A 25,969-nucleotide genomic window follows, 5' to 3' on the forward strand; every position below is an offset into this window, starting at 1 on the left:
ATGAAAAGAATTTTAATAACAGGGGCGCTCGGACAGATTGGAACGGAGCTGACAGTAAGGCTGAGGGAGCTATACGGCGAAGAGAATGTTTTGCCGACAGATATCAAAGAACCGGCGGAAGGACCTTTAAAAGGCAAACCATTTAAGATACTGGATGTAAGAAGGTATAATGAAATGGTAGAGTTGGCTGATGAGTTCGAACCGGATACCCTTATGCATATGGCAGCACTGCTCAGTGCAACTTGTGAAGAAAAACCGATGATCGCATGGGACATCAACATGGGCGGGCTGGTCAATGCCCTGGAAGTTGCGAGAAAAGGGAAAATCAAGTTTTTCACACCGAGTTCAATCGGAGCATTCGGTCCTTCGACACCTAAAAAAGATACACCGCAGACAACAATCCAGCGGCCGACTTCCATGTACGGCGTGAATAAAGTCTCCGGTGAGCTGCTGTGTGACTACTACCACTCGAAATTCGGCGTGGATACGCGCGGGGTGCGTTTTCCAGGCTTAATATCACACATTAAAGAGCCGGGCGGCGGTACGACAGATTATGCTGTAGAAATATTTTTTGAAGCGGTTAAAAACGGCAGTTATACTTCCTATATAGGTGAAGGGACTTATATGGACATGATGTATATGGATGATGCGATAGATGCCATCATTAAGCTGATGGAAGCCGACGAGGAAAATTTAACCGACCGCAATGCATTTAATGTCACTGCAATGAGCATCGAACCGGAAACTGTTGCGAATGAAATAAAAAAACATATTCCGGATTTTGAGCTGTCATATGATGTGGATCCTGTCCGCCAGGGCCTTGCCGACAGCTGGCCGGATGCGATTGATGTCAGTGCAGCGAGAGAGCAGTGGGGTTTCAATCCGAAATACGATTTAGAGAAAATGACAGTGGAAATGATCAATGCAATAAAAGAAAAATTATAAGAAGGCTTTTGCCTTCTTATTTTTGCTAGGAGGATAGTCATTGAAAGCGATACTGTTTGATAAGGACGGCACGTTGTTGAATTACGAAAAAGTCTGGACTCCTTTTGCAATTAAAAGTGTTGAAGCTTTTACTGAACACTTTGACATTCGTTCGCAAAAAGAAAATGTCGCCCGTGCACTTGGTTTAGTCAATAATAAGATGCAATCCGACTCTGTTGCAGCCAGCGGCACAGGTACAGATATTCATGAAGAATATGAAAAGTTCGCCCGGGGCGGCGGGGAGTGGGCGCAGGCATTCTATGAAGAGAATTTGGATTTCATCGCTGAGCATATGGAACTTATTGACGGTTCGAGAGCAGTGCTCAGAAGATTGAAGTCTTTAGGTTATAAAAACGTTATTGTCACAAGTGACAGCCGAAAAGGAACCGAGCTTTTTATTAAACAACTTGAACTTACGGATCTGATAGATGATATTGTTGCCGGTGATGATACAGATTATCAAAAACCGGATATCCGTGTGCTGTACCCGTTTTTAAACAGACACAACTATGCAGTCGATGAAGTGGTAATGGTCGGTGATAATAATGCGGATACGCTTTTGGGTAAAGATGAAGGGCTCTATACAATCGGCGTATTGAGCGGAACTTCAAAAAGAGAGCACTTGAAAGGCGCGGATCTGATTGTGGACAGTGTGACGGATCTGATTGAAAGTGGAGAGTTTATACTGCATGATAAAAGAAAATAATCATAACGAATTTATGAAGGCGGCACTTGAAGAAGCCGGAAAAGCATTTGATAAAGGCGAAGTACCTATCGGGGCAGTGGTGGTTTATAATGGTGAAATTATTGTGCGGGCGCATAATTTACGGGAAACGAACAGTCATCCTCTGACACATGCTGAAATACTCGCAATTCATCATGCAAGCGGACATTTTGACTCATTCCGTTTAGAAGATTGTACTTTATATGTTACTCTGGAGCCCTGTGTAATGTGTTCCGGCGCAATAATAATGAGCCGTGTGTCCCACGTCGTTTTCGGTGCCTATGACCCAAAAGGCGGGACAGTCCGGAGTCTGATGGAATTATTGGATGAACCAAGATTCAATCACAGACCGACAGTGACTGCGGGAGTACTGGAAGAGGAATGCAGTCAGCTGCTTAAAAGATTTTTCAGGGATTTGCGCCAAAAGAAATCACAGGACAGGCAAAGATAGAATTCTATTATATAAATAAAATCAAAGGGAGTTTTATATAGCTTATGGTCAAGTTGATAGCAATAGATATGGACGGAACCCTGCTGACACCTGAGCATTCAATTACCCCGAGGACGATCCTCGCGATTAATAAGGCGCTTGAACAGGGAATACAGGTAGTGATTGCGACGGGAAGGGCTTTTTATGAAGCGCATGGAATCGTCAGAGAGTATGATCTGAACCTTCCGTATATATGTTTGAATGGTGCCCAGGTCCGTAATGAACAGCATGAAGTGATAGCAAATTATCCGCTGAACAGTGAATTGATCACCGAGGCCACTGATATTTTTAAATCTGAAAATCTTTTCTATCAGGTTTATACAGATCACGCAATTTATACAACGAGTATCGAGAGAGACATAGATATTTTCATCGAGCTTGCTGAACAATCCGGCGGCAGTCCGAACGTCGAGAAAATACGCAGACTGATGCGCGAAAGACTGGCTAAAACTTCTTTGAAAGAAGTATCGGATTACAGGGAAATATACGAGCGGAAAGATGAAGAAGTGTTAAAGTTTCTGGCCGCTTCGGCGAGTATGCCAAAGCTTGTGCGGGCGAAAAACTATTTGAACGAAATTGATGATTTTGCAGTATCTGCATCATCATACGGCAACATCGAACTGACGCATACATCCGCCCAAAAAGGCATCGCACTTGAAAGAATGGCTGAAGATCTCAATGTTGATTTAAAAGATACGATGGCAATCGGCGATAACTTAAATGATATTTCCATGCTGAAACGTGTCGGCACTGCCGTAGCGATGAGGAATGCAACATCGGAAGTCAAAGCGATTGCAGACGTTGTCACTGGAACAAACGTTGAAGATGGTGTGGCAACAGCGATAGAAAATGTATTGAATAATGAATATGAAAATACGGCAAAATAAAAGACGTCCGATGTCATTAAAAGTTAAGATGTACTGTGTTTCGCATAACATATCATCATTTTAATATAACAATGCAGAAATATTAGCCAAATTAAAATGCACATTACTAAAAGTAAATTTTAGTAATGTGCATTTTTATAATGTGAGTAATGTCTTTTATTATTATTTTTTATAAGTCATTCTGCTGAATGCGTCATGTTGATGGATGCTTTCTTCGTTGCGGCACTCAAGTTCAAATCCGGATACCCAGTCAAGTTCTGCAATATCATAAGCAATCAGACGGATAAGGTCCTCTACGAAACGCGGATTTTCATATGCGCGTTCAGTTACCATTTTTTCATCTGTTCTTTTTAAAACAGGGTAAAGCTGGCTTGATGCATTTATTTCCAATAATTCATAAACGATTTCTTTATGGTTTTCAGGTATTTCAGCATCCGGGTCTACATCTATTAAAACTTTTACGTAGCCGCGCTGGTTATGTGCACCGTATTCACTGATTTCTTTTGAACACGGGCAGAGTGTTGTGACCATTGCTGTCATACCGAACTGCTGTCTTGTCAAACCTGATTTATCCAGTGCAAGTGAATATTTTACATCTGCATGTGCAATGCCGTGTAAGTTCGTCCCCGGACTCGGTTTTGAAAAGTACCATTTACCGTCAGCTGTAACTTCAGCATTTTCCTGGCGCATGCGGTCACGGAGTACAAGCAGTACTTGTTCCAGTGTTTCAAAATCAAGTGTGACTCCATTGCTGTTTTCAGTTTCCAACGCTTCCAGCAGGCGGCTCATATTAACGCCTTTTTCATCACGTCGTAAACTTGTCGCGAGTTCAAAATTCCCGACTGATTGATAATCACCAATCACCACAGGATAACTTAAATTATTGATACCAACAGATTCTACTGCGAATAAAAAATCTTTTTTAGAATTTTGAAGATCAGCCATTTCAGATTTATCTGTCGGCTTTGTTCCTTTCACAGGCTCAACAGAACCAAAATGTTTAAAACGACCTTCTCGTGTCGTTAAATCCAACTCTTCCATAACAATCTCCTTAATTTATATCGTAACTGTAAAATTGCTCCAGTTTTAAATATGCTTCTCTTGTTTCTTTTCCATCTATTGTTTCTGCTGCAAGTCTCTTCAACAGAGGACCGGTCTGTGAGATGTGCGCTGCCATGACCTGCTCTTTTCTGTCTTCATAGCCTGTAATATCGTTAATGATATCAGGCTCGCCGAGATCTTCCAAAGTGTTTTTGTCAAAAGCGACCAGGTGCAATTCCGGTCTGTCTGCGGGGTTCATCTCTGTGACTGCCTCCACTACAGCATCAGCCGTCGCTTCGTGGTCGGGGTGTACTGAATACCCGGGATAAAAAGAAATGATGGTCGAAGGATTCAATTCATCAATTAAATCTTTCATGACTGAAGTTAGATGACCGGGCGGTTCAAACTCGAGTGTTTTATCTCTGTAACCGAGCAGTCTCAAATCGGTCAATTTCATTATTTCAGCACTTTTTTCCACTTCTTTCTTTCTGATATCGTGCAGTGATTCTCTCGTTGCAAATGGAGGATAACCCAGGCTCCGTCCCATATCACCGAATGTCAGGCAGGCATATGTTACCGGAACGCCGGCATCGATATATTTCATGATTGTTCCGGAAACACCGAATGCCTCATCATCGGGGTGGGGGAAGACAACTAAAACATGTCTTTCTTTCTCCATCTTAATTACCTCCTATTTGAAAAATTCCTTAACGGATATCTCTAATGCACTTGCCATTTTCCCATCATGGTCAAAACCATGCAGGATAAATTCATCGTTCTCATTTATAACATAATGTGTCAGACCAAGGACGTAAATCCAGCCACCGTTCACCAATTTCAAACCGACACGGTACTCGCCGTCTTTTCCGCCTCTGATAGCGCCCTGGACAAATTCGACTTGGACATTCCGCATGAATGTGCCGACATTAAAGACCTCATTATTTAAATGATTTGCATACATGCCGCTCGTTATTTCAACATGTACATAAACAGGTTGATTCTGGTATTGATTCAACACTTCCTGTACTTTATCGCGGTCGATTTTCTCCATTCACATGACACTCCTACTTTTGCATTTGAAAAGAGATAGCTGAACTATCTCCCTCTTTATATCTGTTCATCATTCACTTGTACTTCTTCTACGGTGTTTGCAGCACCATGTCTGACAACGCCGACATGTTCGTTCATTTTCCATCCGTTCTTAATCGCTGATGTGACGAAAGCCTTCGCTGTCTGGACAGCCTCCAGCGGTGTCTTGCCTTTTGCGATGTTTGCCGTAATCGCTGAAGCGAATGTACAGCCTGCACCGTGGTTGAATGAAGCATCAATCTTATCAGATTTTAACAGATGGAATTCTTCACCATCATAGTATACATCAACTGCTTTGTCACCGTCGATGCCTGTACCGCCTTTAATGATGACGTGTTTTGCACCCATCTTGATAATAGTTTCCGCACACTGCTTAACTTCCTCTAAAGTTTTAGGTGTTTTACGGCCTGTCAGATGACCTGCTTCAACCAGGTTTGGTGTGACAATTGTCGCATGTGGAATCAGATGCTGGATCATTGCGTCCACGAGTCCCGGATTTAAGACTTCATCGTCACCTTTACAGACCATGACAGGATCTATGACGAATGCTTTGGCATCACTGTTCAAATAGGCATCTTTAGCCTTTTCAATCACTTCTTCTGATGGAAGCATGCCTGTTTTTATAGCATCAGGCGACAGCGATAAAGCAGTTTCTAATTGTGAGTCTACAACTTCCAAAGCTGTAGGGAATACTCTGTGCGACCACGTTTCCGGGTCCATTGTCACAGTGGTTACAATCACAGACATTCCATAAGTTTCGTACTCCTGGAATGTCTTTAAGTCAGCAGCTATACCTGCACCTCCGCTGACGTCGGTTCCTGCGATTGTTAGAGTTTTTTGAAGCCCCATAAAAGTTCCTCTTTTCCTACTATAGATTAATAATGATATTTTACTATATTTGGCGTTGTAATTCTAGAGCATTGCTTACTTGAATGGTATAATAAAATTTTGTAAGAGGTGATTAAATGGAATGGCCTGAAGTATTTAAAAAAATTAAAGAAAAACAGGACTTCAGCACTCTTGAAGAAGTGCTGGATGACAAATATAAAAACGGCAGAGTGTTCCCGCCGAGGGAAGAAATCTACACAGCTTTTGAGCTGACTTCATTTGAAAATGTCAGAGTGGTCATACTGGGGCAGGACCCTTATCACGGAGAGGGTCAGTCGCACGGCCTTGCATTTTCTGTAAACGAAGGCATAAAAATACCGCCGTCCCTCCGGAATATGTATAAGGAACTGGAAGATGATCTGAATATTGTACGGACCGGCGGCAGCCTGAAAGACTGGGCGGGCCAGGGTGTTTTATTGCTCAATACAGTACTGACCGTCAATGCCCACGAAGCGAATTCCCACCGGGGTCTCGGATGGGAGCAGTTTACCGACAGTGTGATAGAAACTGTTTCAGAAGAATTGGAAAATGTCGTGTTCATCCTGTGGGGCAAACCCGCACAGAAAAAAGAAACGCTGATTGATGCTTCTAAACATTTGATCATAAAGTCCGTTCATCCGAGTCCTCTATCGGCATACCGCGGATTTTTCGGTTCGAAGCCGTTCAGCCGGACGAATGAATATTTGAAAGAGAACAGCCGGGCAATGGTGGATTGGAGTGAGCAGAAATGAAACAGCAGATTATAAATCAGATCAAGTCGGAGCTGCATATGCTGGAAGTGTCAAGTCTGCCCAATGAATTTGAAAAACATCTTTACGCGGTTGAGACACTGGTCGGTATTTTAAAAGACCAGAAACCTGATGTGAAACAGGGAGCGGCTTCCAAAGCGGTGGATGAAAAATCGGCGATGACAAGAAAAGATGAGGAAATGCTTGAATTGATGGGCGGCAGAAGTAAAGGAAGCGGTCCGGCGGATGACGATAAAAACGATTCGATTTTTGATTTTTAATAAAAGGAGTAATTGATGATGAAGTTGTTTGTAATTTTAGGTGCGGTCAACGCATTTATATCAGTGGCGCTGGGCGCATTCGGCGCACACGGACTGGAAGGTAAAATATCCGATCACTATTTAGCCGTTTGGGAAACCGCAGTGCAATACCAGATGTTTCATGCAATGGGTCTGATAGCGATTGGTATTTTAATCGGCATGACAGATATACCGATGAATGTTGCCGGCTGGCTGATGTTTGCAGGTATCATATTTTTCAGCGGATCGCTGTATGTGCTTGCAGTCTCCGGAATTTCAATACTCGGTGCAGTGACACCGATCGGGGGCGTCCTGTTTTTAGCAGCCTGGGTAATGGTGATTATCGGGATAGTGAAAGTATAAATTTGTTTAAAGCCACATCTGTTGCCGAAAGGCACCGGACGTGGCTTTTTCTTTGGCAGAACCTCCGTCTTCCGGGGCAGGAAAGGCAGCGGTCCACATCCCCCGATAAACAAAAAAACCAAACCCGCGCGGGGTTTGGTTATAAGTATTACTTTATTCTATTTTAAACCGTAGAATTCTTTTGCCTTTTCCAGGAACGGTTCGTCCTCTGGAGTCATATCGTATTCTTCAATGATTGCGTCTACCGGGCAAACTGTTACGCATGCGCCGCAGTCGATGCAGATATCCGGGTCGATATAGAACATTTCTTTACCTTCTTCTATACAATCTACAGGACATACATCAACACAGTCACCAGATTTCTCGCCAATGCACGGTTGAGTGATTACAAATGCCATTAGAATTACCTCCTTCAATATATATGGATTCGTCAACTTTAATTTAGGTTATAATTGAATAGTAAGTGAATATTTAAAAAAATTCAAACCATTTCTGGGTACTCAGCTAAAATACTCATTTAGTCTGACTTTTTTTGTGTAATATCACTCTGACTCTGCGCTTCTTCTGCTTCTCTCTTCAACTGATGATACTCTTTAAATTCCCTCAGTGCAAACCAAATTGAAACCAGCCCGAATAATATAATTGCCAATCCGAACATTTCACCTTCAGAAATTAAAAAGATGAATCCGACTGCTAATAAAGCGATTGCTACAAGAGAAGTGACTGATCCTGTAAAGATGAGTATGAGTCTTTTCTGTTTGTTTCCAGTCAACATATACTTTCCCCGTTTACGATTTTTATTAATGTTAACAAAAATAAAGTTCTATTAACAGGCGGTTCTCGGCTTTCCGCTATTTTTTGCCTTTGCCGCGTGTGACTTTTCGTATCACCATCGGAATTAAAATCCATGCGAGTCTGCGGATGATTCTAGACATATGAAGTCCCCCTAAAAATTAGTATATTAATAAGTTATAGCCCACATTAAGGGGTGTCAAACAAATTATAAAAAGCTTGCCGGTTACTTTATATCATAACGCAGCAAGCTTTTAAATTAACGTCGTTTATCAGACTTATTCTTATTGAATATCTTTTTAATGATTATAGGCGCAATAATTATAGCGAGTCTTCTAATTAATCTCCCCATATAAACACCCTTTCACTTAGTTTAATCGAACATTATATTATAGCCGATTCAGATGGTGTTTAAACATGTGTTCTTCTTACTTTACTTGAAAAATTCCGGTAATTCCGGAGTAGGAAGATGTACACCTACGAAAAAGTCGCCGAATACGCCGTAACGTGCAGACGTCTCGTCAAATCTCATCTCATAGATAATCTTTTTGAATTGAAGCATATCATCTGAGAATAAAGTGACTGCCCATTCGTATTCATCCAGTCCCTGTGAACCGGTGATGAACTGTTTTACTTTGCCCGCGTACTGACGGCCAATCATTCCGTGATCTCTCATCAGACGCTGTCTGTCTTCCATTGGAAGCATGTACCAGTTATCATCCAGGTCACGTTTTTTATCCATCGGATAGAAACAGATGTATTTTGATTTAGGCACTTCCGGGTACAGACGGCCTTTTATATAAGGATTCTCGTATGGATCTTCGTCGGAATCTTTCGCCAGATAACTGCTCATTTCCACTACAGAGACATATGAGTAGGATGGGATCAGGAAATCACTGATGCCGAGTTTATTAAATTCAAGTTCCAGCTTGTTCAATTCGTCAACTGTCGGACGCAGCATCCAAAGAATCAGATCTGCTTTTTGTCCGGTAACATTATAAAATGAATAGCTGCCTTCTTTATTTTTATGAACCTCTTCCTGACGGTCCAGGAATGATTGTAATTCACCAATCAATTCATCTTTCTCCGAATCTTCAAGTAATCTCAGAGATGTCCAGTCAACATTATATAATAAATGCAAACTCCACCATCCATCTAACGTTGAAACAGCTTCGCTCATCTTTAAAAACCTCTCTTTTTAATTGTTATCATATCTATATTACTCTATCTGAAAACGTTTTAAAAGGATTTAGGGATGAAATCATGTGACAGAAAAGGTATAATTATTTCGTACATAGGCATTTCAAGGAGGAAACTATGAGTCAATTTTTAGATGAACTAAAAGCGAACTTAGATGGAAAAAATGTAAGAGTAGTTTTTCCTGAAGGTATTGACCTTCGAATTTTGACAGCTGCCATTGAATTGAACAAGACATCTTACGTTCATCCTATTGTATTAGGAAATGAAAATGAAATTATAAAACTGGCTGAAAAAGAGTCATTGGATATAGAGAATCTGGAAATTATAAATCCTGTAGACTGCAGTGACAAAGAAGAGCTGGTAGATGCTTTTGTTGAGAGAAGAAATGGAAAAGTGACAAAAGAGCAGGCTGAAGAAATCTTAAACGATGTGAATTACTTTGGCACAATGCTTGTCTATACCAATAAAGCAGACGGCCTGGTTTCAGGTGCGATGCATTCCACACCGAACACGGTCCGCCCCGCATTGCAGATCATTAAAACAAAGCCCGGTGTATCCCGTACAAGCGGAATCTTCTTCATGCTGCGTGAAGACGAATTGTATGTAATGGGCGACTGTGCAATCAACCCCGTATTGAATGCAGAAGAACTTGCTGAAGTCGCAGTGGAAACTGCAAAAACAGCTCAAAGTTTCAATGTAGACCCTGTTGTTGCGCTCCTCAGCTTCTCAACACACGGCTCTGCTAAAACTGAAGAGACAGAACGCGTCAGGACAGCGGCACAATATGCCAAAGATAAATTGCCTGAAGTGCCGATAGACGGAGAATTCCAATTCGACGCGGCGTTTGTTCCAAGTGTTGCAGAGAAAAAAGCACCGGATTCAGAAATAAAAGGAAATGCGAATGTCTTTATTTTCCCGACTTTGGAAGCGGGGAATATCGGCTATAAAATTGCTCAGAGACTCGGCGGTTTTGAAGCTTACGGACCCATTCTCCAGGGGCTCAACCAGCCGGTAAATGACCTTTCACGCGGCTGTACGTCGGACGAAGTATATAATCTGGCATTATTTACAGCCACGCAGGCACTCGCCATCAAAAACGGAAATGAATAAATTATTCAACGAACAATGGGATTATATACCGGCATCAGAGACAGCTCATCCTTATCATTCATTTGCGATAGATGATGTCCTTCAGGAGATTGCGGGCGAGGAGAAGTCGCTCAAGTTTCGTGCCTGGGTACATGATCCATTTGTCATATTGGGGCTGCATGACGCAAGGCTGCCGCATCTGGAAGATGGTCTTTCGTATTTATCTTCTGTCGGCTATGACTATATTGTCAGAAACAGCGGCGGGCTCGGAGTCGTATTGGATGACGGCATTTTAAACATCTCTTTGATTATGGAAAAGGAAAAAGCACCCATGATTGATGAAGGATATGATCTGATGCTCGACCTGGTCGGCGCCGTACTCGAAAATGCAGACGTCAAAGCGTATGAAATTAAAGGCAGTTACTGTCCAGGAAGCTATGACTTGAGTATTGAAGGTAAAAAGTTTGCCGGTATTTCCCAGAGACGCATAAAAAACGGGGTGGCCGTACAGATTTATCTGTCGGTATCCGGTTCAGGCGCAGCCCGTGGAGAAATAATGAAGGAATTTTACCGTCATGCGAAAAAAGATGCAGAGACGAAGTTTGAATATCCATTGATTCGACCTCAGGTGATGGCATCATTGAACGAATTATTGGATGAAAATTGGACGGTTGAAGATATGCTCGGTAAATTTCTGAGTGTATTAAATGTCGATTCAGATAATACTTATAAGGTGCCTGCTGAATATGGTGACAGGTACGAACAATATATTCATCGTATGATTAAACGCAATGAAAAGGTCCGTGGAAATAAAGACCGGGAAATATTTTCACATAACAGCCAGTGACTGAGCGTCACTGGTTTTTATAATTGGTTTTGAAAGGAGAGGGTGTTTTGTCCAAAAGCAGGCATAAAGGCAGGATATGGACACGCGAATTTACAGTCATATTCATATTTCATTTTATAGTCATGTTTTCAATGTATTCGACGCTTGTGACAGTCGGTAACGTCTCTATTGAAAAGTATGATGCCGCAACAAGCATTGCGGGCTTTGTGGCGAGCATCTTTATCGTCGGGGTGCTGATCGGCAGAGCGCTTTCGGGTTATCAGATCAATAATATGGGTGCACAAAAAATAATGTATATCGGCACACTGCTGTTTTTTGCGACTTATATTCTGTATTTCATAGACGGCGGACTTTATTTTTTAATCGCCGTCCGATTATTGAACGGACTCGCAACAGGAATCATCAGTACATCGCTCAACACTTTGGCAACAATATCCGTACCGCCCGAGAGGCGCGGGGAAGGCATCAGCCACTTCAGTCTAAGTATGGTGCTGGGTTCTGCCGTCGGACCGTTCCTGTCATTCCTGTTGTTGGAATATATCAGTTTTAATACGATGTTAATCTATATCGGTATTATCGTTCTTGGAATTTCCTTTATGCTGCCCTTCATTAAAATAAACAACACGGTCAGACCTGCCGGGTCAGCGAAAGCGAAGTTTGTCATGATTGACAGGGAAGTTCTGCCGATGGGCACGGTCGTCCTGTTTATGGGTATTGCCTATTCTGCAATATTATCGTTTCTGAATCTGTATGCGATAGAGATAAACCTGGTTACAGCTGCGAGTATGTTTTTTCTCGTGTACTCTGCAGCGATTCTTCTGACGCGCCCTGTCACCGGAAAGATACTGGACCGCTTCGGCGCCAACGTTATTCAGTATCCGGCGTTTATTATAATGGCTGCGGGATTTTTCGTAATGGGGCAGGCGACAGTGGGAATTGTCCTGCTGTCTGCGGGATTTTTAATCGGACTCGGATTCGGTAATTTCCAGTCTGTCGCCCAGGCGGTCTGTGTAAATATTGCTAAGAAAGAAAATGTGGGGCTTGCAACATCGACATTTTTCATCATGCTGGAAATCGGTCTTGGATTCGGACCGTTTTTCTTAGGCATGCTCGTCCCTTCCGTCGGGTACAGCGGATTGTACCAGCTGCTGGTAATATCGATATTTACTGCCATGCTGATCTATCATTTTGTTTACGGCAGACATGAAGAAAAATCGGAAATTTAGTTTAACCCCCTGTGTGAAGTGGGAATTGATACCATAAAGAGGGGGTTATGATGCATGGATAATAGAAACGATGAGCATAGACGAATGACAACCCGTGAAGAGGAAAAAGAATTGAACAAGAAAAAGAAAGTCCAGGAAGATGAATTTAAAGAACAGGTGCCGCCTGATCAGCCGCCGAATGAAGAAGTGAAAAAAGATTTTGAGCGTGAAGAAGAAGTGAGAAAACAAAAAAGCGATAAAAAGACGTCCAATGAATAAATGGATAAAATATACGGCAGATGATGGATTCATCTGCCGTATATTTTTGTGTAAGATTGTGATACAGGCCGGTGATTTGTACTTAATAATATGACTTATGATAATATGGAATTGAGAGTGGAGGAGGCATGAATTATGTTGGCAGAATTACCATATTCGAAAAAACAGCTTGTGGAAGAAAAGGTTTTTAAAGACCCTGTGCATCGGTATGTCCATGTACGGGACCAGTTGATATGGGATTTGATAAAAACAAGAGAATTCCAGCGCCTCCGCAGGATAAAACAGCTGGGTACATTGTATTTGGCCTTTCATTCCGCAGAACATACACGTTTCAACCATTCCCTTGGAGTATATGAAATTGTCAGGCGCATGACAGAAAACTTCAAGGAATATGATGAGTGGGAGGAAGAGGACCGGCTGCTTGCGCTTGCTTCTGCTCTGCTGCATGACCTCGGCCATGGACCGTTTTCCCATTGTTTCGAGAAAATATTCCATACGGATCATGAGGCGTATACGGGTAAAATCATATTGGGGGACACCGATGTCAATGCGGTATTGAAACGTGTCAGCCCTGACTTCCCTCTGCAGGTGGCAAAGGTGATTGATCAGACACATGAGAATAAGCTGGTCATCAGCATGATTTCAAGCCAGATTGATGCGGACCGGATGGATTACCTTCAGCGGGATTCCTACTATACAGGTGTCAGCTACGGTCAATTTGATATGGAAAGAATACTGCGTGTCATGCGTCCGACAAAAGAAGAAGTCATCATAAAGGAAAGCGGCATGCATGCGGTGGAAGACTATTTGATGAGCCGTTATCAGATGTACTGGCAGGTATATTTCCATCCTGTATCAAGAGGCGGGGAAGTACTGTTGAACCTCGCTTTGAGACGGGCTAAGTATTTACACGAAAAAGGCCACATATTTAAACAGGCACCAAAGTATTTCATCCCTTTCTTTGAAGAAGATGTTTCGGTCCATGATTATTTGCGGCTGGATGAAATGGTGGTCAATTTCTATCTTCAGGAATGGATACATGAAGATGATGAAATCTTATCAGATCTCGCAAACCGTTTTGTTAACCGGGAGTTGTTCAAATACTTGCCTTTTGACGGTTCTTATATTACAAAAAGTGAGCTGGAAGACCTGTTTAAAAAAGCAGGGATTGATCCGGACTATTACTTTTTCAGTGATTCATTTTCAGATTTGCCATATGATTACGACCGTCCGGGCACAAACAATAACCGGAAGCCGATCCACCTTCAAAAAAGTAACGGTGAACTGCGGGAGATAAGCAGTCAGTCTGCAATCATCCACTCCATTACAGGTGTCCACCGTATGGAGTCGAAGTTATATTATCCAAAAGAGAAGATATTGGCGATAGAAGACCTTGAAATTAAAGGTGAAATAATAAATATTTTGAATCAATTAGCATAGGAGCAGGATAAAATGTCGAATGATTCCAGCAAAAAGAAACCAGGTTTTCAGTTTAATATTATTAAGGACGACCCGTTGACCGGTCATAAAGGCCAGAACTTCGGCTCAATCAGTGTGGAAAACGTCGCGCCTGTCTATATCGATATCGATACCCAGGAAACTTTCATCGATGTCGGGGGACTGCATGGGCGTGCGGACGTGGAAAGACGTGTGAAGTGGGTCAATGACATAGAGGAACCGAAAGGTGAAGGCCAAAGAGAATTCTGGCTGGTCTGGGTCACAGTTGAAAGAACTCAGGACGGCCCGGTCTATGAAGGTGTCACTTCATGTTACGAGCTGATCAATAAGACAAAAAAACGCGGTTATAAGATGATGCATGAACACGTCAATCAGATGGATCGATCCATGAAAGGGCACATCATCATAGACGATATGGATCAAGAGAGCAGAAGCTCATTGAAGAAATTCTTAATGGAGCATAACCGTGAGATGTGGGATAACTCCGATAAGTTGAAAGAAGTCATGAAAGACGATTAAAATCACAGCATGAATTTGTCTAAAATAAGACTTTTCTAAATGAGACTTGCAGATTTCGTCAAACGACTATAAAATACTATATAGTTATATAAAATATAACTAGGACACTTAGACAGGGTAACTCCCTGTCTTTTTTGCATTTATAATCTCTTTATAACTATGAATATGTTATAATTTACCTTACTTGCAGGTGATTATATGAAAGATAAAAAATTGAGTTTTTCACTTACTCAAAAAGTTGATATGCACGATGAAAAGCAGTCTTTCTCACAGGAGGTTGAAGTGACGGATATTATTAAACGTGACCGTTATTTGAAATATCAGGAGGAGATGGACGAACATAAATTAGATGTAGTCCTGAGAATCAATGATGAATTCATCAAGATTAACAGAAGCGGCGTGGTCAATATGAAATTCCACTTTGTCGAAGGCGAAGAGACGGATACATTTTATGAATCGCCCGCCGGAAGGCATCACTTCACAATATATACAAAGCAGATTATAGCTTTGGAGAATCAGATTATTATTGACTATGAATTATTTGAACACGGTCACTTATTAGGAAGCTACCAATATAAATTAGAGAGAGAGGGTCAATGATGAATTTAAAAGCTGGGTTGTCAGAAGCATTGGAAAATGCAGTGAAAAAGTCCGGGATAGTGTCGGAAGTACCCGATATTAAAATTGAAACACCAAAAGATAAAGCAAATGGAGATTTTTCCTCGAATGTTGCAATGACATTGACTAAGCAGGCGAAGAAGAATCCGAGGGATATAGCAGCATCAATCATTGAACATCTGGACGAATCAGCAGCCAGCATTAAATCCGTCGAGATTGCAGGCCCCGGATTTATAAACTTCTTCATGGATGAATCATCAGTGACACAGGTGATTCCGCAGGTGATGGCGCAGGGGGAAAACTTCGGCCGTTCGACGCCGGAAGTAAAAGAAAAGGTACTCATTGAATTCGTCAGTGCGAATCCGACCGGGGATCTCCATATTGGCCACGCGAGAAACGCGAGTGTCGGAGATACACTGGCCAATATCATGGATTTTGCAGGACATGATGTTGAACGTGAATACTACATCAACGATGCAGGGAACCAGATTGATAACCTGGCTTTATCAATTGACGCCCGTTACCTTGAAGCGCTCGGGCAGGAACTGGTCATGCCGGATGACGGCTATATGGGCAAAGATATTCAGAGTATCGGACAGAAACTCGCTGAAGCATCTCCGGAACTTGTCGATACGACAAAACAGGACCGTATCCAGATGTTCAGAAAGCTCGGCGTGGACTATGAAATGGAGAAGCTGAAAAAAGATCTCGATGATTTCAATGTCAGCTTCGACAACTGGTTCAGCGAAACTTCGCTTTATGAAACAAAAGAGGTGAATGCTGCACTTGATGTAATGACTGAGAACGGTTATACATTTGAAGCGGACGGCGCCCTGTGGCTCCGTACGACGGATTTCGGTGATGATAAAGACCGTGTATTACGTAAAAGTGACGGCACGTACACTTATTTAATGCCGGATGTTGCCTATCACTATGATAAGGTTGAAAGAGACTTCGATAAACTGATCAACATTTTCGGTGCAGACCACCATGGGTATATCCATCGTTTGAAAGGCTCTCTCGGTGCACTCGGCAAAGATCCGGAAATGCTTGAAATTAAAATTATGCAGATGGTCCGCCTGATTGAAAACGGCGAAGAGGTCAAGATGAGCAAGCGTACGGGCAAGGCTGTGACGCTCCGTGAATTGATCGATACAATCGGTGTCGATGCCTGCCGCTACTTCCTGGCGATGAGAAGTTCAGACTCCCATCTTGACTTCGATATGGATCTGGCCAAGTCGGAATCAAGCGACAACCCTGTATATTATGCACAGTATGCTCATGCAAGGATCTGCAGTATTTTAAGACAGGCCAAAGAATCCAGTCATGAAGTCGATGAAAATGCAGACGTCTCGGTCATCAAAAATGAACAGGCGCTGGATCTGATCAAGAAGATGGCTGCATTCCCGAATGTCGTGAAAGGCTCTGCGCATCACCGTGCGACCCACAGAATTGCGACGTATATTCAGGAGCTTGCAAGTACTTTCCACAAGTTTTATAATGCGGAAAAAGTACTCAGCGATGATGAAGTGAAAACAAAAGCATATTTATTAATGATAGAAGCAGTCAGACAAACATTGCAAAACGCGCTTAAGCTGGTCGGTGTTACGGCACCGGAAAAAATGTAGTATCTTAGGAGTGTTAATGTGAAAAAAGTTTTAAAGCCGCTGGTCATGATATTTCTGATCATGAACCTGTCCGGCTGCGGTATGATGATGATGCAGCAACAGCAGCAAGATAAAAATGATTTTTCCGAGCAGCAGGAGCCGACATCCTCTGATTCGGATCTAAGCAGCGACGCAGGCTCTGAGCTAAACAGTTCAGGGTCTTTTTCTGATAATAAGCGGATTGTGTCACTGATTCCGAGCAATACGGAAATATTGGATGCATTGGATATGAATGACGACATCGTCGGTATTACAACGATGGATACATATCCTGAAACGCTGACAGAAGATCCGGATGTAGACACGCTCGATGCATTCGAGTTTGATATTGAACAGCTGCTGGCTTTAAAACCGACACACATACTCTCCCACGAATCCTCAAGGGCCATGCATGAAGGTGTACTGGGACAGATCGCAGATGAAACGGATGCAGAAGTGCTTTACGTGGAAGACGCGGAGACGGTCGACGGAATCCCTGAGACTATTAAGGAAATCGGCGGATTTCTCGGCGCAGATGAAAAAGCGGATGAAGCGGCCGAGTCCCTAGAAAATGACATTGAAGCCACTGCTCAAAATGCACACACAGACGTGTCCTACGATGCAGTCATCCAAATCGGCAGAAGCCCTGAATTTTATACAACGGGCAGGAATACTTTTTTAAATGATGCCCTTAAAAAAGTGGGCGTAAATAATGCATTTGACGATCTGACAGGCTTTCCAAGTGTCAGCATCGAAACGGTAATAGAAAGGGATCCGGATTACATCATATCAGTCAGCGGCGTGGATACGGCCGGTTTAAATGATGAAGTGAAAGAGTTCCCGGGAATTGAAAATATGACAATAGAATCTGAAGACAGACAGTGTGCGGTGGACCCGGATATCATCACAAGGCCGGGGCCGAGAATTACAGAGGGGCTTGCTGAGATTTCAGCATGCCTGAGCCGCTGACTGCCTTATCGCTCAAATATCCCCCTTATTAATGTTAAAATGGATAAAACAGATAAGGGGGATTTTTGTGTCTAAGGTTGAAATAAAAGATATTTTCGAAATAAAATCAGTCTCTGCGCCTACGGTGATTCCGGACGGTGAAGGTGCTACATACTCAGTGACTTATCTGGATGAGGCATCCAATGATTATGTGACGAACCTATTCAAGTTCGACGGGAAAAAGAGCACGCAGATCAGTTATAGTAAAGAACGTATTTCCAATGTGGTGCACCCGCCAAATGGCGGACGGTCTTTATTTATAGCAAAAGGGGAACATGATAAACCGCAAATTTTCCTCATCGGCCTGAACGGCGGAGAAAGGGAGCAGCTGACGCGCGAAAAAGAGGGCGTAAACAGTGCTTTGTTCTCAAAGGATGGCGGAAAAATTTATTATCATGTGTCCAGTGAACCGCTGACGGAAAATGAGCTGAGTGAGCAGGAGAAGGCGGGGGAACAGGATGATAAGGATAAGTTTCCTGAGCCTGTCGTCATCGACCGCATGAAGTATAAGGCGGACAGTGTCGGGCTTTTAAAAGAGAAATACCAGTCGGTGAGATCGCTGGACCTGGAAACAAAAGAGGTCATTACACTTTTTTCCGGAGAGGAGAACTATACTCTCCATGCGAGTGCCGGCGGGGACACGGTGATCTTTTCATCAGATGAAAGCGAGGACAGGGATTTCAACTTTTCTCAGAAGCTGTTCATTAAAAAAGGCAGCGGAAACAGTGAGGAAATCATTAAAGGTGAGGGTTATGTAATAAAAACCGATGTCAGCCCGGACGGCAGGCATATGTTGATGACGCACCTCGGCCGTGAATTCGAAAATGCGACACATGCGGAAATGATACTTTACGATTTAGAGGAGGGAACGTCTGAACCGCTTACCGGCAGGTTGGATAAGCCGGTCGGGGATTATGTGGCAGGCGATACCCAGCAGTCCGTCGAAATGAATCCGACGGTGTGGATTTCAAATACAGATTTTCTTTTCCTTGTGTCTGAAAATGGCAGTGTAAACCTGTACACCGGCAATGTGAACGGAGAAATCAGGCCGCTGCTGCAAAGAGCGCATCATATATACGGCATGGATGCCGGTAAGGATTATGCATATTTAACGATTTCAACACCGGATCATCCGGGCGAACTTTATCAGTTCGATTTACAAAATGAAGAGCTGAAACCGGTGACTGCTGTCAACGCTGAGTTTGTGAAAGAGAAAGCGCTCGTAGTGCCGGAAGCGGTTGAATACAAGAGCTTTGATGACACGACGGTGCATGGCTGGTTTATGAAACCTGCGGGTTATGAAGAAGGTGCGAAATATCCGATGGTGACGAATATTCATGGGGGACCGCATGCATTTTATGCGAATACCTACTTTCATGAAATGCAGGTGCTTGCAGCGAAAGGGTATGCTGTTCTCTATGTAAATCCACGAGGGTCTCACAGTTACTCGCAGAAGTTTGTCGATGCTGTAAGAGGCGACTATGGTAATGGTGATTTTAAGGATATTATGGCGGGTGTCGACCACATCACGGCACAGCATGACTGGATTGATACGGATAATCTGGGTGTGACGGGCGGCTCCTACGGCGGTTTTATGACAAACTGGATTGTCGGTCATACGGACAGGTTCAAAGCAGCCGTCACTCAGCGCAGCATTTCCAACTGGGTCAGTTTCAGAGGGGTTTCGGATATCGGGTATTATTTCAGCGACTGGCAGATCAAGGCGGATTTCAATGATATAGAGACGATGTGGCATCATTCCCCGATCAAGTATGTGGATCAGATGAACACACCGCTGCTGATACTCCACAGCGAACATGATTACCGCTGTCCGGTGGAGCAGGGCGAGCAGTTATTCATCGCCCTGAAGTATAAGAAAAAGGAAACCCGGTTTGTCAGGTTTCCTGCAGCAGATCATAATTTATCGAGGACGGGCAAGCCGAGCTTGCGAGTGGAAAGGCTCGAGCATCTCACATCATGGTTTGATAAGTATCTGGAAGACAAGGCGCGATAAATCTCTTCTGGCAGTCAGATTTACAGCCATAACTGGAATATGTGGATACTGTTCCAGATTCTGAACATAATGAAGCTGAAAGTGTGAATTCCGAGTATACACAGGATGATGGCCCAGAAGATATCCACCGGTTCATCTTTTAAAGCGGTCACCAGGAAGTATGCAGGGTAAAGGTTTGCTGAAGTAAGCAGGATGAGTATGGTCAGTCCGAAGAACAATACCAGGTGATCGGTCTGTATCCCGAGAATATAGTATGAAAATAAAATACTGATAAACAGTATGATGGATATTAAAAATAAGAAGGTGCTGAAGATGGCATAATAGGAGTAGATCACTCTGAGCGGCAGCCTCTTATGCCTGAACCACCTTATTAAAAAATATAGGAATAATATATTAAAGTTTATAAATAAAATGATCAATATCATTCTCAGAAATAATATAAAGAAATCGTCAGTGACAGAAGTGTGGCTGTCACTGATCAGATCGTAGCCGATTAAATAGCTGCTGAAACCGACGATTAGAATATAACCTGTCAAGAGTGAGAATGAGAACAAAAATGGAAGCTTAAAACTGTCGTTTATTTTGAAATGCAGATTATTTAATGTTCGATAAAAACGTTTCATTTATTACCACCGTTCATTTGTCACATTATTTACAATGATACCATGAAAAAGTTATATATATAAATAAGAAGCACTGATCAAAATGATGAAGTAAAGGATGAAAAATCTAATGTCAATTTTTAAAGAGAGAGTCTCGAAGCTGGTCAAAGGTGTAAACATTGATACAGTCATACTTACGGATCCGACTAATATTTTTTATTTCACAGGATGCTTTATAGATCCACATGAAAGATTGCTCGCTCTGATTATAGATGCGGAATCAGAAGAAACGACAATGATGTATCCTGCACTGGATCAGGAAATCGTCAATGAGACGGCAACTGTTGTCAATCATCTGCCGCACCGTGATGGTGAAGATCCATTCAAGATGTTATTTGAACAGATCGGGCAGGGTCAGGACAAATCAATAGGTATTGAAGGCGGGCACCTTATATATGACCGTTATATGAAACTGCGCGAAGAATATACTGCTGATAATATCCGTCCGGTGGATGCGGCGGTCAATGCGTTGCGCGGCATTAAAAATGAGGAGGATAAGGCGCACCTTCAGGAAGCGGTGGATATTACAGAGAAAGCACTGTTTGATTTAACGGAAGATGGTGTTATCGGGAAGACTGAAAAGGAAATCGCTGATTATCTTGTCGGAAAATTAAAGGCATACGGAGCAATGGATGTGTCCTTCGGGCCTCTCGTATTGACTGGCGAAAATTCCGCACTGCCCCACGGTTCATCAGGGGACACCGAAGTGCAGCAGGGTGATTATCTGCTGATCGATTTCGGCATCATTTCAGAATCCCGTTATGTTTCTGACATGACGCGCACATTCATCATCGGAGAACCGACGGACGAACAAAAAGATATTTACAATACGGTATATGAAGCAAATCTTGCAGGCATCAAGGCGGCGGTCCATGGCACCGCGATGAATATCGTGGATAAACATGCGAGAGATGTGATTAACGACTCCGGATACGGCGAGTTTTTCACGCACAGAATCGGACACGGACTGGGTTACGGTCTGCACGAACAGCCATCCCTCGACAGTGACAACAAAGAAGAACTTAAAATTGGTCATGTCGTAACAGTGGAGCCGGGAATTTATCAGCCGGGCTTCGGCGGTGTAAGAATCGAAGATGCTCTTTATATCGGAGAACAAACGCATAATTTCAATAAATTTCCAAAAGAGTTAGATCAGATTATATTGCACAAATAGTATGGTTATTATTATGAATCGCCATCAGCTGTTACGGCTGATGGTGTTTTATTTTGATAAATCGATGAAATCCATGTATATCTGTATAAATATATTGTGGAATAATATATAATATATGGTGGTAAAAATAAAAATGTTACGGAGGATCAGAATTTTGATGAATAAAAGTTATATGTATCATTTAGATGATTTTAATAACTTCGTATTAACAGTCGAAAATGATTCTGATATCGCAATTTACAGAGCATTGCTCGAAGGTATTAGAGGTGATGGCTACTCAGAGATAAAAAATTTGAAATCATCATCCATAGAAATAGATAATGACAAATTTTTTGTGACTTTATGCAATGAAGAGGATGGCATAAAGTCATACCGTAAAATTGAGATTTCGGAACAACTGTATGAAGATCTGATTTGTGCAGATCATCAGACGTTCTATCTGGACTGTTCCTGGAATTCGGATAATATGGATCTCTACGAATATGAAGAGTCTCCTTATATATTCAAACCGTTGGAACTCGGGAGCAATTCGGCTTCGGACGGCAAAATAGAGGACAGCACGATAAAACGATGTGAAAATATCCTGAACCATTATATGGCCGGGAAAAGTCAGAGTGCGATTACATTTGTAGATTCAGGGACTGTATTGAATGTCCGGTTCAAATTGAATTGGAAGATGGAAAAATGAAAGTGCCGCCTCTGCCCTGACGTTAAAAACGACCTCGCGGGAGGTCGTTTTTTATTGTCATTCGGTGTTCTCTTCAAAAGAAACCATCATGCCTTCAGTATTATCCGAAGCCATGAATTCCAATTGAGCAAGAGCGTCTGCTTCGCTTAAAGAATAATCTATATCTGAAATTTCCGCTGTATACTTGACGTTCTCCTCAACACTTGATGCCAGATCAGAAAATACTAAAGTGATATCCCCTTTGTCATCCCTTAAAGTGACTTCCAGCCGGTCATCAACTATTTTATACTCTCCTGTTAAATTCTGGTGTGAATTAATGGTGACTTCTCCTGAATCGAATGTGAGTGACAATAATACTCTTCTAGTATCTTCCTGTAAATTCGCCTGTTCCTCTGTTTCGAGAAGAGTTGAATTATCAACGATCGTAAACGTACGACCGCTGAAGTCATCATCACTGCTACAGCCTGTAAGAATGATGGTGACCAGGAAAACTAGCATCCCCCAGGAAACACGACTCATCATGTTCCTCCTTTCCTATCACCTGCTGTAATTCATAAACGTTTGATCCACTTACTGTCAATTATCTCATAAACCGAAATAAATATAAAGATAATATTTAGAAAAGTCAAAATTCTTGATCATTTTAATCAAGTTTTAATAAGTCGTTAAGTATCCCTTAGGACATGTGAGGTATAGTGAAGTGAATGGAGAATAATTGGGGAGGTCAGTAATAATATGAAAAACTGCCTGAGAGTCATCACTTTTGGAGCGGGACTGCTGTTTTCAGCCTGTACGACGGCCAATGCCGATACGGATTTGGAGTGGACACATAATAACAACCAGGGTGAAGCTAAAAACCATGTTGCAGAGGAAATCAACAACTTGGATCATACACCGCAGGAAGCGGTGGATAAGATCAATTCGCTGTATGAAGGCACCGTGGTGGAAGTGGAACTCGACGGAGATGACGGCGTTTATTATTATGAAATAGAAATAGTGAACGGCGACATAAGGTACGACAGTAAAGTGGGTGCTGACAATTTGGAAGTGCTCAAACTGGAAAAAGGTGATGCGGACAGTGATGATCCGCTGAACAGTGTTAAAAGAATCACGCCGGAAGCGGCACTGGACATTGCAGATGACGAAGTGGACGGGGAAATCACCGGCTGGGAACTTGAGGACGATGAATATGAAATACTTATCGAAGCGGACGATGAATTGATTAAAATCGAAATCGATGCTTTAACGGCAGACATTTTGGATAAGACAGTTCAAAAGGATGAGAAAAAGAAAGATAAAATCGACGGTTCCGGCAGCAAAGGTGAAAAAGAATCGGATGATAAGAAGGCCCGGAATAAAAAACCTGAAGAGCAGTTGAAGAATAAAGACAGCAAATCAGAAAAGACCGGTCAGCAGGACGCCAAAGACGCTGAAGAGAAAGAAAAGTCAGAACCGGCCGGCAACAAAGATGGTGCAGAGAAGCAGGAGAAGACTGAACAGAAGGAGACAAAGGAGACTGTCGAGAAAGAGGTGGCTGAACCTGAAGAAGAGAGCGCCGGTCAGTCTGCAGATCAGACACAGAAGTCAGACGAAACTGCGGAGACTTCCGATTATCAAAATGGAATATTGACAGCGGAAGCTGCAATCAATATAGCACTGAACCAAGTCGGAGGCATCGTCATCGAATGGGAATATGATGAGGAAGACCTGGAATATGAAATTGAATTGAACTCAAACGGCCAGGAAGTTGAAATGGAAATCAGTGCATTGAACGGGGCAGTATTGGATATTGATCATGACGACTGAATTATACAAAGACCGGCAGATTATATAAGAGATTGCCGGTTTTTTAAATTAACTTTAAGCTTCCCGACATGGCGTAAAAACGATGCCGGATGCCTGCTGTGAGCAACTGTAATTTACTATAAAACTGTGTAGTGGTAGCATGATAATTAACAGAATACTATTGGAGATGCTGCTAATGGGTTTTATAGAAAAGGGGACGCCGGCATTCAACAAGGTGTCGATCGCTTTTTTTGCCGCCGGTTTTAATACTTTTGCAATTTTGTACACTGCACAGCCGCTCATGCCTGAATTCAGTGAATCATTTAACGTCACGCCTGCAACTTCGAGTCTTTCCCTGACATTGACGACGCTTGCTTTAGCCGTCAGCATGATTATTTTCGGCTCGATTTCAGAAGCGGTCGGCCGTAAGCAAATAATGGTGGGGTCCATGTTTGCGGCATCATTGCTTTGTGTACTCACGCCGTTAAGCGGCGAAAGTTCCACGATGCTGCTCATTTTAAGAACACTGCAGGGCGTCGTCCTCGCCGGAGTGCCTTCCATCGCCATGGCATATATCAATGAGGAAATCCATCCGCGCAGTATGCCGCTTATGATGGGACTCTATATCAGCGGAAACTCACTCGGTGCTGTGTTCGGACGCGTATTCTCAGGTTTGATGGGGGATGTGTTCAATTGGCAGATCGCTTTTTTAAGCATCGGTCTGATCAGCGTCATCGCAACAATCATCTTTTGGAAATTGCTGAATCCATCACAAAATTTCAGGGCACAAAAATTGTCTGCAGGGTCTCTGCTCGGGACACTCATCGGTCACATGAAAAATCCTGTGCTGGTCAGTTTGTTCGGCGTCGGGTTTTTATTGATGGGAATGAATATTGCCCTGTTCAGCTATGTGACGTTTGTGCTGCTCGGTGATCCTTTCAGCATCAACCAGTCGATTGTCAGCTGGGTTTTCCTCATCTTGCTGATCGGCACAGTGAGCTCGACCGTAAATGGCAGTCTGGTCGCCCGTCTCGGACAGGAGAAGGTGCTTTACCTGGGGTTGTCGATACTTACGGCCGGTATATTGATATTATTCATACCAAGCGTATTTACAATCATATTGGGGCTCTCGCTGTTCACGTACGGTTTTTTTGCAAGTCATTCTGTAGTGAGCGGGCTTGTCGGCAGGAATGCTGAGGAAAATAAAGCCCAGGCCTCTTCGTTATATTTGTTCTTCTATTATGTCGGTGCCTCGCTCCTCGGGACATTTGCGGGGTTGTTCTGGGCGAGCCATTACTGGCCCGGGGTCGTCTTTGTAAATCTTGTGGCGGCGGTGCTCTGTTTCGTGCTGGTTACACTTGCGATAAGACTTAAAAGTAAGCAGATATCATCCGAATTAAAATGATATTTTCATTTTTTAATCATTCTTTAATTTTACTTTAAATGGCCTTTAGTTTTGGCTGGTTATTATATAAGTAAGATAACAAGGAGG

General features: G+C 42.7%; 30 protein-coding genes. 21 read left to right on the top strand and 9 right to left on the bottom strand.

All coding sequences use genetic code 11. From position 1 onward, the window contains the following. Genes BO48_RS04690 through BO48_RS04705 form a run of 4 tightly spaced genes read left to right on the top strand, consistent with a single transcriptional unit; the run spans position 1 to position 3,085 of the window. Positions 1–945: an NAD-dependent epimerase/dehydratase family protein gene (locus BO48_RS04690; RefSeq protein ID WP_496366254.1), complete on the top strand. Its 945-nt coding sequence runs from the start codon at positions 1–3 to the stop codon at positions 943–945. Between the two features lie 40 nt (positions 946–985). Further along, positions 986–1,690 carry an HAD family hydrolase gene (locus BO48_RS04695; protein ID WP_496366255.1) on the top strand — a complete coding sequence of 235 codons (705 nt, stop codon included), beginning with the start codon at positions 986–988 and terminating at the stop codon, positions 1,688–1,690. Further along, positions 1,674–2,159, top strand: coding sequence for a tRNA adenosine(34) deaminase TadA (gene tadA, locus BO48_RS04700; RefSeq protein WP_496366256.1), 486 nt, complete (start codon positions 1,674–1,676; stop codon positions 2,157–2,159). The genes BO48_RS04695 and tadA overlap by 17 nt, the downstream gene beginning before the upstream one ends. Positions 2,160–2,203: 44 nt before the next feature. Continuing rightward, positions 2,204–3,085, top strand: a complete 882-nt coding sequence (locus BO48_RS04705) for a Cof-type HAD-IIB family hydrolase (RefSeq protein WP_496366257.1) — start codon at positions 2,204–2,206, stop codon at positions 3,083–3,085. A gap of 162 nt (positions 3,086–3,247) precedes the next feature. Here BO48_RS04705 and folE2 read toward each other — a convergent pair whose 3' ends face one another. Genes folE2 through thiD form a run of 4 tightly spaced genes read right to left on the bottom strand, consistent with a single transcriptional unit; the run spans position 3,248 to position 6,064 of the window. Next, a complete protein-coding gene (gene folE2 / locus BO48_RS04710; protein ID WP_496366258.1) occupies positions 3,248–4,126 on the bottom strand; it encodes a GTP cyclohydrolase FolE2 in 879 nt (292 codons plus the stop codon). A gap of 10 nt (positions 4,127–4,136) precedes the next feature. Beyond that, positions 4,137–4,805, bottom strand: a complete 669-nt coding sequence (gene bshB2 / locus BO48_RS04715; protein ID WP_496366259.1) for a bacillithiol biosynthesis deacetylase BshB2 — start codon at positions 4,803–4,805, stop codon at positions 4,137–4,139. Positions 4,806–4,817: 12 nt separating this feature from the next. After that, positions 4,818–5,177, bottom strand: a complete 360-nt coding sequence (locus tag BO48_RS04720) for a DUF1806 family protein (protein WP_496366260.1) — start codon at positions 5,175–5,177, stop codon at positions 4,818–4,820. A 56-nt stretch (positions 5,178–5,233) separates the two neighbouring features. Beyond that, on the bottom strand, positions 5,234–6,064 hold the full coding sequence (gene thiD / locus BO48_RS04725) for a bifunctional hydroxymethylpyrimidine kinase/phosphomethylpyrimidine kinase (RefSeq protein WP_496366261.1): 831 nt from the start codon (positions 6,062–6,064) through the stop codon (positions 5,234–5,236). A 116-nt stretch (positions 6,065–6,180) separates the two neighbouring features. Here thiD and BO48_RS04730 point away from each other — a divergent pair, with 116 nt between their 5' ends. From BO48_RS04730 to BO48_RS04740, 3 genes are read left to right on the top strand one after another with little or no spacing between them, the layout of a single operon-like run. Continuing rightward, positions 6,181–6,834 carry a uracil-DNA glycosylase gene (locus BO48_RS04730; RefSeq protein ID WP_496366262.1) on the top strand — a complete coding sequence of 218 codons (654 nt, stop codon included), beginning with the start codon at positions 6,181–6,183 and terminating at the stop codon, positions 6,832–6,834. Beyond that, the gene (locus BO48_RS04735; protein ID WP_496366263.1) at positions 6,831–7,112 is read left to right on the top strand and encodes a DUF5327 family protein; all 282 of its coding nucleotides are present in this window, start codon (positions 6,831–6,833) and stop codon (positions 7,110–7,112) included. The genes BO48_RS04730 and BO48_RS04735 overlap by 4 nt, the downstream gene beginning before the upstream one ends. 18 nt (positions 7,113–7,130) lie before the next feature. Beyond that, positions 7,131–7,493, top strand: coding sequence for a DUF423 domain-containing protein (locus BO48_RS04740; protein ID WP_092985151.1), 363 nt, complete (start codon positions 7,131–7,133; stop codon positions 7,491–7,493). Positions 7,494–7,651: 158 nt separating this feature from the next. Here BO48_RS04740 and fdxA read toward each other — a convergent pair whose 3' ends face one another. The 3 genes from fdxA to hemQ form a co-directional block, all read right to left on the bottom strand. Continuing rightward, on the bottom strand, positions 7,652–7,891 hold the full coding sequence (gene fdxA, locus BO48_RS04745) for a 4Fe-4S ferredoxin (RefSeq protein WP_092985153.1): 240 nt from the start codon (positions 7,889–7,891) through the stop codon (positions 7,652–7,654). Between the two features lie 119 nt (positions 7,892–8,010). Then, entirely contained in the window at positions 8,011–8,268 is a 258-nt protein-coding gene (locus BO48_RS04750) for a hypothetical protein (protein ID WP_496366264.1), read from the bottom strand. Positions 8,269–8,718: 450 nt separating this feature from the next. Next, positions 8,719–9,465 carry a hydrogen peroxide-dependent heme synthase gene (gene hemQ, locus BO48_RS04755; RefSeq protein WP_496366265.1) on the bottom strand — a complete coding sequence of 249 codons (747 nt, stop codon included), beginning with the start codon at positions 9,463–9,465 and terminating at the stop codon, positions 8,719–8,721. 137 nt (positions 9,466–9,602) lie between these two features. Between hemQ and pta the strand changes: the two genes are divergently transcribed. The 10 genes from pta to BO48_RS04805 all read left to right on the top strand — a co-directional run bounded on the left by pta (position 9,603) and on the right by BO48_RS04805 (position 20,168). Continuing rightward, positions 9,603–10,595, top strand: a complete 993-nt coding sequence (gene pta / locus BO48_RS04760; RefSeq protein WP_496366266.1) for a phosphate acetyltransferase — start codon at positions 9,603–9,605, stop codon at positions 10,593–10,595. Next, on the top strand, positions 10,588–11,421 hold the full coding sequence (locus BO48_RS04765; RefSeq protein WP_496366267.1) for a lipoate--protein ligase family protein: 834 nt from the start codon (positions 10,588–10,590) through the stop codon (positions 11,419–11,421). The genes pta and BO48_RS04765 overlap by 8 nt, the downstream gene beginning before the upstream one ends. Positions 11,422–11,468: 47 nt before the next feature. Beyond that, positions 11,469–12,647: an MFS transporter gene (locus tag BO48_RS04770; RefSeq protein ID WP_496366268.1), complete on the top strand. Its 1,179-nt coding sequence runs from the start codon at positions 11,469–11,471 to the stop codon at positions 12,645–12,647. A gap of 54 nt (positions 12,648–12,701) precedes the next feature. Then, positions 12,702–12,905, top strand: a complete 204-nt coding sequence (locus BO48_RS04775) for a hypothetical protein (RefSeq protein WP_496366269.1) — start codon at positions 12,702–12,704, stop codon at positions 12,903–12,905. Between the two features lie 135 nt (positions 12,906–13,040). Next, entirely contained in the window at positions 13,041–14,345 is a 1,305-nt protein-coding gene (locus BO48_RS04780) for an HD domain-containing protein (RefSeq protein WP_496366270.1), read from the top strand. Between the two features lie 12 nt (positions 14,346–14,357). Next, complete coding sequence (locus BO48_RS04785) at positions 14,358–14,882, top strand: YwhD family protein (RefSeq protein ID WP_496366271.1); 525 nt, start codon at positions 14,358–14,360, stop codon at positions 14,880–14,882. Positions 14,883–15,080: 198 nt separating this feature from the next. Then, on the top strand, positions 15,081–15,482 hold the full coding sequence (locus BO48_RS04790) for a YwiB family protein (RefSeq protein ID WP_496366272.1): 402 nt from the start codon (positions 15,081–15,083) through the stop codon (positions 15,480–15,482). Further along, positions 15,479–17,128, top strand: coding sequence for an arginine--tRNA ligase (argS, locus tag BO48_RS04795; RefSeq protein WP_496366273.1), 1,650 nt, complete (start codon positions 15,479–15,481; stop codon positions 17,126–17,128). The genes BO48_RS04790 and argS overlap by 4 nt, the downstream gene beginning before the upstream one ends. Before the next feature lie 18 nt (positions 17,129–17,146). Next, positions 17,147–18,115 carry an ABC transporter substrate-binding protein gene (locus tag BO48_RS04800; protein ID WP_496366275.1) on the top strand — a complete coding sequence of 323 codons (969 nt, stop codon included), beginning with the start codon at positions 17,147–17,149 and terminating at the stop codon, positions 18,113–18,115. Between the two features lie 67 nt (positions 18,116–18,182). Beyond that, positions 18,183–20,168, top strand: a complete 1,986-nt coding sequence (locus BO48_RS04805) for an alpha/beta hydrolase family protein (RefSeq protein WP_496366276.1) — start codon at positions 18,183–18,185, stop codon at positions 20,166–20,168. A gap of 20 nt (positions 20,169–20,188) precedes the next feature. Here the strand turns inward: BO48_RS04805 and BO48_RS04810 are convergent, their stop codons facing one another. Continuing rightward, entirely contained in the window at positions 20,189–20,791 is a 603-nt protein-coding gene (locus BO48_RS04810; RefSeq protein ID WP_496366277.1) for a hypothetical protein, read from the bottom strand. 109 nt (positions 20,792–20,900) lie between these two features. On the opposite strand from BO48_RS04810, the gene BO48_RS04815 reads away from it, so the two are divergent. Further along, on the top strand, positions 20,901–22,004 hold the full coding sequence (locus BO48_RS04815) for a M24 family metallopeptidase (protein WP_496366278.1): 1,104 nt from the start codon (positions 20,901–20,903) through the stop codon (positions 22,002–22,004). 157 nt (positions 22,005–22,161) lie between these two features. Continuing rightward, on the top strand, positions 22,162–22,692 hold the full coding sequence (locus BO48_RS04820; RefSeq protein WP_496366279.1) for a phage lytic cycle repressor MrpR family protein: 531 nt from the start codon (positions 22,162–22,164) through the stop codon (positions 22,690–22,692). A 57-nt stretch (positions 22,693–22,749) separates the two neighbouring features. On the opposite strand, the gene BO48_RS04825 is transcribed toward BO48_RS04820, so the two are convergent. After that, positions 22,750–23,211 carry a hypothetical protein gene (locus BO48_RS04825; RefSeq protein WP_496366280.1) on the bottom strand — a complete coding sequence of 154 codons (462 nt, stop codon included), beginning with the start codon at positions 23,209–23,211 and terminating at the stop codon, positions 22,750–22,752. 216 nt (positions 23,212–23,427) lie between these two features. Here BO48_RS04825 and BO48_RS04830 point away from each other — a divergent pair, with 216 nt between their 5' ends. Continuing rightward, positions 23,428–24,498, top strand: coding sequence for a PepSY domain-containing protein (locus BO48_RS04830; protein ID WP_496366281.1), 1,071 nt, complete (start codon positions 23,428–23,430; stop codon positions 24,496–24,498). Between the two features lie 175 nt (positions 24,499–24,673). Next, positions 24,674–25,882: an MFS transporter gene (locus tag BO48_RS04835; protein WP_496366282.1), complete on the top strand. Its 1,209-nt coding sequence runs from the start codon at positions 24,674–24,676 to the stop codon at positions 25,880–25,882. Positions 25,883–25,969: the final 87 nt, after the last annotated feature.

This window comes from Lacicoccus kunmingensis DSM 17847 (assembly GCF_059568765.1).

Excerpts from the sequence above, each read along its gene's own strand:
- BO48_RS04835 (WP_496366282.1), top strand. The coding sequence starts at position 24,674 with ATGGGTTTTATAGAAAAGGGGACGCCGGCATTCAACAAGGTGTCGATC.
- BO48_RS04830 (WP_496366281.1), top strand. The coding sequence starts at position 23,428 with ATGAAAAACTGCCTGAGAGTCATCACTTTTGGAGCGGGACTGCTGTTT.
- BO48_RS04785 (WP_496366271.1), top strand. The coding sequence starts at position 14,358 with ATGTCGAATGATTCCAGCAAAAAGAAACCAGGTTTTCAGTTTAATATT.
- thiD (WP_496366261.1), bottom strand. The coding sequence starts at position 6,064 with ATGGGGCTTCAAAAAACTCTAACAATCGCAGGAACCGACGTCAGCGGA.
- BO48_RS04775 (WP_496366269.1), top strand. The coding sequence starts at position 12,702 with ATGGATAATAGAAACGATGAGCATAGACGAATGACAACCCGTGAAGAG.
- pta (WP_496366266.1), top strand. The coding sequence starts at position 9,603 with ATGAGTCAATTTTTAGATGAACTAAAAGCGAACTTAGATGGAAAAAAT.
- BO48_RS04810 (WP_496366277.1), bottom strand. The coding sequence starts at position 20,791 with ATGAAACGTTTTTATCGAACATTAAATAATCTGCATTTCAAAATAAAC.
- argS (WP_496366273.1), top strand. The coding sequence starts at position 15,479 with ATGATGAATTTAAAAGCTGGGTTGTCAGAAGCATTGGAAAATGCAGTG.
- BO48_RS04820 (WP_496366279.1), top strand. The coding sequence starts at position 22,162 with ATGAATAAAAGTTATATGTATCATTTAGATGATTTTAATAACTTCGTA.
- BO48_RS04720 (WP_496366260.1), bottom strand. The coding sequence starts at position 5,177 with ATGGAGAAAATCGACCGCGATAAAGTACAGGAAGTGTTGAATCAATAC.
- BO48_RS04825 (WP_496366280.1), bottom strand. The coding sequence starts at position 23,211 with ATGAGTCGTGTTTCCTGGGGGATGCTAGTTTTCCTGGTCACCATCATT.
- BO48_RS04815 (WP_496366278.1), top strand. The coding sequence starts at position 20,901 with ATGTCAATTTTTAAAGAGAGAGTCTCGAAGCTGGTCAAAGGTGTAAAC.
- tadA (WP_496366256.1), top strand. The coding sequence starts at position 1,674 with ATGATAAAAGAAAATAATCATAACGAATTTATGAAGGCGGCACTTGAA.
- BO48_RS04740 (WP_092985151.1), top strand. The coding sequence starts at position 7,131 with ATGAAGTTGTTTGTAATTTTAGGTGCGGTCAACGCATTTATATCAGTG.
- BO48_RS04730 (WP_496366262.1), top strand. The coding sequence starts at position 6,181 with ATGGAATGGCCTGAAGTATTTAAAAAAATTAAAGAAAAACAGGACTTC.
- hemQ (WP_496366265.1), bottom strand. The coding sequence starts at position 9,465 with ATGAGCGAAGCTGTTTCAACGTTAGATGGATGGTGGAGTTTGCATTTA.
- BO48_RS04780 (WP_496366270.1), top strand. The coding sequence starts at position 13,041 with ATGTTGGCAGAATTACCATATTCGAAAAAACAGCTTGTGGAAGAAAAG.
- folE2 (WP_496366258.1), bottom strand. The coding sequence starts at position 4,126 with ATGGAAGAGTTGGATTTAACGACACGAGAAGGTCGTTTTAAACATTTT.
- fdxA (WP_092985153.1), bottom strand. The coding sequence starts at position 7,891 with ATGGCATTTGTAATCACTCAACCGTGCATTGGCGAGAAATCTGGTGAC.
- BO48_RS04735 (WP_496366263.1), top strand. The coding sequence starts at position 6,831 with ATGAAACAGCAGATTATAAATCAGATCAAGTCGGAGCTGCATATGCTG.
- BO48_RS04690 (WP_496366254.1), top strand. The coding sequence starts at position 1 with ATGAAAAGAATTTTAATAACAGGGGCGCTCGGACAGATTGGAACGGAG.
- BO48_RS04765 (WP_496366267.1), top strand. The coding sequence starts at position 10,588 with ATGAATAAATTATTCAACGAACAATGGGATTATATACCGGCATCAGAG.
- BO48_RS04790 (WP_496366272.1), top strand. The coding sequence starts at position 15,081 with ATGAAAGATAAAAAATTGAGTTTTTCACTTACTCAAAAAGTTGATATG.
- BO48_RS04750 (WP_496366264.1), bottom strand. The coding sequence starts at position 8,268 with ATGTTGACTGGAAACAAACAGAAAAGACTCATACTCATCTTTACAGGA.
- bshB2 (WP_496366259.1), bottom strand. The coding sequence starts at position 4,805 with ATGGAGAAAGAAAGACATGTTTTAGTTGTCTTCCCCCACCCCGATGAT.
- BO48_RS04705 (WP_496366257.1), top strand. The coding sequence starts at position 2,204 with ATGGTCAAGTTGATAGCAATAGATATGGACGGAACCCTGCTGACACCT.